The sequence below is a fragment of the Microcoleus sp. Z1_A1 genome (genome assembly GCF_036700305.1).
Lineage (GTDB): Bacteria > Cyanobacteriota > Cyanobacteriia > Cyanobacteriales > Microcoleaceae > Microcoleus.
Window position 1 is genome coordinate 281698 of the sequence record NZ_JAUBOR010000001.1, and the last position, 6760, is coordinate 288457.

The 6760-nt window shown below is 45.7% G+C and carries 5 protein-coding genes; 2 read left to right on the top strand and 3 right to left on the bottom strand.

Going from position 1 to position 6760, the window contains the following annotated elements:
- Positions 1 to 401: 401 nt before the first annotated feature.
- The 3 genes from QT973_RS01175 to QT973_RS01185 form a co-directional block, all read right to left on the bottom strand.
- A complete protein-coding gene (locus tag QT973_RS01175) occupies positions 402 to 1109 on the bottom strand; it encodes an SDR family oxidoreductase (RefSeq protein ID WP_333390349.1) in 708 nt (235 codons plus the stop codon).
- A gap of 184 nt (positions 1110 to 1293) precedes the next feature.
- On the bottom strand, positions 1294 to 2703 hold the full coding sequence (locus QT973_RS01180; protein ID WP_333055226.1) for an NYN domain-containing protein: 1410 nt from the start codon (positions 2701 to 2703) through the stop codon (positions 1294 to 1296).
- A 42-nt stretch (positions 2704 to 2745) separates the two neighbouring features.
- Positions 2746 to 4017, bottom strand: coding sequence for an APC family permease (locus QT973_RS01185; protein WP_333055224.1), 1272 nt, complete (start codon positions 4015 to 4017; stop codon positions 2746 to 2748).
- A gap of 333 nt (positions 4018 to 4350) precedes the next feature.
- On the opposite strand from QT973_RS01185, the gene QT973_RS01190 reads away from it, so the two are divergent.
- A complete protein-coding gene (locus tag QT973_RS01190; protein WP_333212310.1) occupies positions 4351 to 5376 on the top strand; it encodes a PstS family phosphate ABC transporter substrate-binding protein in 1026 nt (341 codons plus the stop codon).
- Between the two features lie 170 nt (positions 5377 to 5546).
- A complete protein-coding gene (gene pstC, locus QT973_RS01195; RefSeq protein ID WP_333055221.1) occupies positions 5547 to 6476 on the top strand; it encodes a phosphate ABC transporter permease subunit PstC in 930 nt (309 codons plus the stop codon).
- Positions 6477 to 6760: the final 284 nt, after the last annotated feature.

Below are 6760 nucleotides of genomic sequence, written 5' to 3' on the forward strand. Positions count from 1 at the left end.
AAGAAAGAGCATTGATCCGTGGGGTCGCCTCTCAAATCGAAAATCGAAAATCGAAGCTGTCTTCTGCCTTCAAATGACAAGCGAATTTCTTCATGTGGTACCCGCCACGTGATTTATCTCGCGCAAATCAATCCCAAATCGAAAATCGAAAATCCTCAAGAAAGAGCATTGATCCGTGGGGTCGCCTCTCAAATCGAAAATCGAAAATCGAAGCTGTCTTCTGCCTTCAAATGACAAGCGAATTTCAAAGGTGATACCCGCCACGTGATTTATCCGTGGAATCAATCCCAAATCGAAAATCGAAAATCCTCAAGAAAGAGCATTGATCCGTGGGGTCGCCTCTCAAATCGAAAATCGAAAATCGAAAATCGAAAATCGAAAATCGATTGACTCCTCAATAGCTAAAAGAACAAATGACTTTCCGGCTGAATATTAATCTCCATCGGCACAGCTTGCGGGTCAGCCGAAAGAGCAAACATAATCGCATTTGCAGCAGTTTCGGTACTCAGCATTTTTGACCTGTCTACCTTCAAACTGACATTATCCCAAAAGGGAGAATCCACCCCGCCAAAATAGAATAGCGTAAACTTAATGCCGTAGCGCCGCAGCTCATCTGCCATGCACTTGCTGAAACCAACTACCCCAAACTTTGAAGCGCAATAAGCCGTTCCCATCGCCATCGAATGCTTGCCCAAAATCCCGATGACATTGCAAATGTGACCGGATTTGCGCTCTTTCATCACATTCGCCGCTGCTTGAGACGTGTAAAAACTGCCTTTTAAGTTTAAGTCAAGCATTGCATCTAAATCAGCGGGTTCTAACTTGTTCCACTGCTTGAGAATTCCGGCACCGGCGGCGTTTATGAGGGCATCAATTTGTCCAAAATGTTCCAGAGTTGTCTGCATCAACGTCTCGACTTGTGGCAAATCGGTGATATCTGTGGGCACGCACAGTACCTCTGTTGCCGAAAGTTCGCTAGCTAAAGTGTCTAATTTACTGCTGTCTCTGGCGGCGAGCACTAGCCTCGCACCCGCATCAGCGAGTTTGCGGGCCACTGCTGAACCGATGCCGCCAGTCGCACCCACCACAACCACAACTTTGTCGTGCATATCCCTTTACATTTCTTTACGTCCAGATTGTATGATAACTCAAGTTGCTTGTAATGGGGATGTTGATATAGCAATCCTTGCAGGAGTCGTAAATTTTTGACCCCACCCCAACCCTCCCCTTATCAAGGGGAGGGAGTAAGAAATTCACAAATTATTTAGGATGGCTATATATTTTAATTTTTAATTAATTGAGGGAAACTTGCCAGCCTTTTTCGGCTTTTTTTAGCTGGAGAGAAGCGCAGGATTGCAAAAATTTAGTAAATTTCTTACCCAAATTAAAATCTTTAATTATTTGGGTAATTTGTTTGCCGTATTGTCGGTGAAATTCACTACCAACATTGGAGAGAAATACAGAATTTTCAGGAGAGTTGTCGGTTAAGTCGCCAACGATTTTGACAAGAGCTCTTTCTAAGTCTTCGAGAGAATTAATATCGGTCAAAGTTGCAGGTGCTGGCTGGTGGTTATTCAGATTTTCTTGGTTAAGTATTGGCGGTGGGGGCGATAATCTTACTTCAAAAAGAGTGACATAAGTTTGAGAAGTTTCTGAGGGTTTGTGGAGGACAAAATCGGTGGGATATTTGACAAATATATCCCTGGTTTTAGTACCAAGCAAATGATGGGCAACAACTTGATTGAGGACTAAGCCGTAATTTTCCTTAAATAAAGCTGAAACTGTAGAAAGTTTTATCCACTGAGTTGAGGTACGCTTTTGCTCTTTTTTGATTAATTCTTTGAGCTGAATAACTAATTGTTCTAGGGGGGTTATTTCCGGTGTGGTTACTAGGGAATGGGTTTCCAATTGTCCGGTTTTGCTGTTTAAAACTAGGATTTTATCTATTTGTTTGCGGACTTGAAATACGGTTAGTCCGTGGGCTTGCAGTGTGTTGCTGAGGTGAGTGAGGGCGCGATCGGACGAACAGACAAAAATCTCTTTGGCTGTGGGATAATGTACGAAAATCGATGCGCCGACTGTAGCCATTTTTAAGTCGGCGCTGTCTTTGCCGGGGGGGACGTGAATTAGTTGATAGCCACGCTGGTGAAATTCGGCATCTTTTTTGCCCATGCTGCGCCAGTTGGCAAAGGCAACTTTGATTTGGATGGGATAGTGGCAAATTCCCTCTAGGAATTTTTCGGTTTCGATGGTGAGTTGCAAGTTTTCGACATCTAGCAGCAAGATAGCAATGCCGCTAGGAAGCGGGGCTGGTTGATTGGCTGTTGAAGTTGGAGGTTCTGACGAAACTGAGTTTTGTGATTTAGCTGGTGCTGTTTGAGATTGGGCTAGCTGCTGAATTTTGGCACATAATTTACTGAATTGAGGTGAATTAACGAATTCTGGAATCAGCAGAATTTGTAGGTATTTTTTCGCACTCAGCACCAGGGAATCTGTATCGCTGGCTACTGTGAAACTTTTTGTCAATTTTCCAATCAAAACTGACTGAAAATCAGGTTTGGCCCAGGGGGTTTTCCTGTATTTTTCAGTTATCCATTCGGGATGCTTTTCCTGAATGGTAATTAGGGTTTGAGCTATATAGCGACTGATGGCGCTGAATGCGAGGGATTCTTGAGTCGCAAGCTCGGAGGTTCGATCGGGCATGGCCCTCTACAATGCGGGATGCTGTTTCAATTTATCACAATTCTAGTTTTTCGCCGGGAGTCGGACGATCGCCCGCCAAATTAAACCGGCGACAATTAATGCCAATCCTGTCAGCCAAATTTGCCTCTCCACCCAAAAAGCCAGAAACAGACAATTCCCCAAACCCACCCAAGCCAACCACTGCGGATAAAGTCTTTCGGCGGGGGAAAGTTGCAGGGCGGCGAGGTTGGTGATAGCGTAATATATCAAAATGCTAAAAGCACTGAATGACCAAGTGGTTTTGACATCGCCGACGAGGATTAAAAGTGCGATCGTAACTTCCACAACCACCACAGCCACGTAGGGAGTTGTCCCCTCTGGATTCAGCCGCGCCAAGACTCTGGGCATATCCAAGCGCCGCCCCATCGCCAGCCAGATGCGCGACAGCCCTAAAATTAAGTTCAGCAAGACTCCCAACATAGCGGTAATTGCGCCGACGGCTAGCAGTTGAGAAACTCCCGGAATTCGGAAACTGCGGGCGATGACTTCCAAGGGTGCAGTCGTGCCGCCTGGTTGTAAAGACAATTTATCGGCTCCCCCCGCGCCCGCGACAACTACTGCTACCCCGACGTAAAGCAGCATTGTCAGCACCAAAGTGAAAATTATGGCTTTGGGAATGGTTTCCCTCGGTTCCCGCACTTCCTCGCTCATTGTGGCGATGCGGGCGTAACCGCTATAAGCGACAAACATCAGGGCGGTGGCCTGGAAGATGGAGCCGATCGAGCTATGATTCTGTACGGTGGCCATTTCCCACCTTACCTCTGGCAAACCGACAGCAACAAACACCGCTAAGGATAGGAGTGTAACTGAGACTATGGCAGTATTGGCAATATTCGATCGCCTAATTCCCGTCAATACAATTAAAGTGATGGCGGCGAGGGCGACTAAAGCTGTTAGGATCAGGTAAGTGCGATCGGCTACACCAACTGCATTTAAAAAATACCCCGCAAAACCTAAAGCAGCAGTAGCCGCAGAAGCCGTTTTCGCCAACAAAAACATCCAGCCGGCAGTGAAACCCAGCCAAGGATTGAGATATTTGTAGCCATATTCATAAGTACCGCCGCTAACAGGATGATTTGCTGCTAATTGAGCGCTGTTAAGGCCATTGCAAACAGCAACAAAAGCTGCAATAGCTACAGCCAAAATCACTCCCGGCCCAGCAACTTCCGCCGCAATGCCGATACTCACAAATACTCCGGTACCGAGGATTGAGCCCAGGCCCATGAGAGTTGCGCCGAAAACACCTAACTCTCGCTTCAGAAGTGGTGAAGACATTTTTGCAAAAAACCTTACAAAGTTTTCAAGACGATCGCAAATCGCACATTAGACATCTCCAATAATTCTTGTGGAACAGGCATCCTGCCTGTTCAAAACTGGCTTTTCTGGAGATGCCTATTTAAAAAAACAATTGTCGCTGCCGTTTCTAGTTTAAGCTTTTTCCCGATCAATTTTATAGTCATCAAAAGATTGGTTCAACAGTCCATTATCTCAGTTCGTGGGAAAAATTTAAACTGTTCATAATCTAAATTAATTCAAAATTTAAAGATCGACTGTTATCCTCCTATAGGATTCGCTGCTCATCATACTTAACGCACAGGATCAAATTATATGGCGCTCAATTTGATGAAATTTAAGCTTAACGGCTGGACAATGGCCGGTGCATCGGCATTTGTAGCTGCGGCGATCGGTATGTCAGTCCCAGCGATTCAGGCTCAAGGACAAAGAATAATTAAAATCGACGGTTCCAGCACAGTCTACCCGATTACCGAAGCTGTCGCCGAAGAGTTCCAAAAAACCAACAGAGGCATACAAGTTACCGTGGGCGTCTCCGGTACGGGTGGGGGCTTCAAAAAATTCTGCCGCGGTGAAACTGACATTTCCAACGCTTCCCGACCGATTTTGAAAGCGGAGATACAAGCCTGCGCTCAAGCTGGGATTAGATATATAGAACTCCCCGTGGCTTATGACGCTCTGACAGTGGTGGTTAACAACCAAAATACCTGGGCGCAAAACTTGACAGTTGCCGAACTCAAGAAAATGTGGGAACCCGGAGCTCAGGGTAAAATCAATAACTGGAACCAAATTCGGGCAGGATTTCCCAACGCACCCCTGAAGCTTTTTGGTGCTGGTACGGCTTCTGGAACTTTTGACTATTTTACTGAAGCGATCGTCGGTAAATCTAAATCTAGCCGGGGCGACTACACTGCCAGCGAAGACGACAACGTGTTAGTCAACGGTGTTTCTCGCGACAAAAATGCCATAGGTTACTTTGGCTACGCTTATTACGAAGCAAATAAGGGCAAGCTCAAATCAGTGGCAATTAATGGTGGTAGAGGACCTGTATTGCCTTCTGCACAGACAGTGCAAAATGGCTCTTATCAACCGCTATCCCGTCCTCTGTTCATCTACGTTAATGCCAAGTCGGCAGATAAACCGGAAGTGAAGCAGTTTGTCGAATACTATATCAAGAACGGTGCTAAACTAGCGCGCGATGTCAAGTACGTAGCTCTACCTCCACAGGCTTATACAACTGCTATGGGTCATTTTACCAAGCGTCGTGTAGGTACTATTTTCGGTGGCGAAGAAGCTGTAGGTTTGACGATTGAGGAAATGTTGAAGCGCGAAGCCAGATAGCAAGTTTATCGGTATTTATTTAGTCAGCAGTCATTAGTTACTGGCGTAAATCCCGATCGTGGCGCTGCATTTACTTACAAAAATTATATCAATATTTCGGGGTGCCAATCCGAGAGTCACTACTAATGACCGATCGCTAATGACTAATAACCAATAACTCTTGATAACTAATGGCTCAAAAATCACTGAAATTATCCAAACAAGCCGCGTTTTCCCCAAAGCTAGTGAGGGATTTGCGCGAAGGTGCGATCGCTTTTTTGCTGTTCCTCGCAGCCTTTTCCTCAGTAGTAACTACTTTCGCTATTCTTTACATCCTAGTTTCGGAGTCCTTGGGTTTCTTCCAACAAGTTTCTTTGGTGGAATTTCTCACGAGTACAGAATGGACTCCCCTATTTTCCGAGCCTCGCTACGGGATTTTGCCCCTAGTTTCGGGTACTTTGGTAATTGCGGGAGTTTCAATGATGGTGGCAATTCCTATGGGTACAATCATTGCGATTTACCTGAGCGAATTTGCTGACAGTCGGGTGCGCGAGGTGATGAAGCCAGCGTTGGAATTGCTGGCGGGAGTTCCCACAGTAATCTACGGTTACTTTGCCTTCTTATTTGTAACCCCGATGTTGCAAATAGTGCTGCCGGATTTACCGGGATTCAATATGTTGAGCGCTGGATTGGTGGTGGGTATTATGATTGTACCCTTCATTAGTTCGATCGGCGAAGATGCAATGCGAGCTGTGCCAGTATATCTCAAGGAAGGCGCTTATGCAATGGGAGCAACACGATTTCAAACAGCAACGTCGGTAGTTTTTCCCGCTGCACTTTCGGGAATTTCTGCTTCTTACATTTTGGCAATTTCTCGCGCTGTGGGCCTTACAATGGTCCCCGCGATCGCCTCTGGTTTGCAGCCGAGTTATACCTGGAATCCAATGGAACCCGGTGCTACAATTGCTTCTTATATCGTGCAAGTTAGTCTCGGCGACTTGCCGCACGCCAGCTTAGAGTATCAAACAATTTTTGTGGCGGGGCTTACCCTAGTGTTGATGACTTTGATATTTAACATAATTGGGCATTTTCTGAGCAAGCGTTACAGGGAAATCTACTAATACTAAGTAAGGGTAATACCCATTTTTGGTGAGTTTCCATACAATCAGATCCCCCCTAACCCCCCTTAGTAAGCAGGGTGGATTAATTGTCCCCAAGTAAATTATAATAGTCGAGCGCGATCGGATGATCGTCCGCTCGCGCTCGACTATCCTAAGCCGTGCATCAACAATGAATTTAATTGAAGCAATTAAATCAGTACCTGACCACCGACATCCGAGGGGGATTAGGCATCCCTTATGGCTGATACTCATGATAATTTTATTGGGCAGTTGTACGGGATATT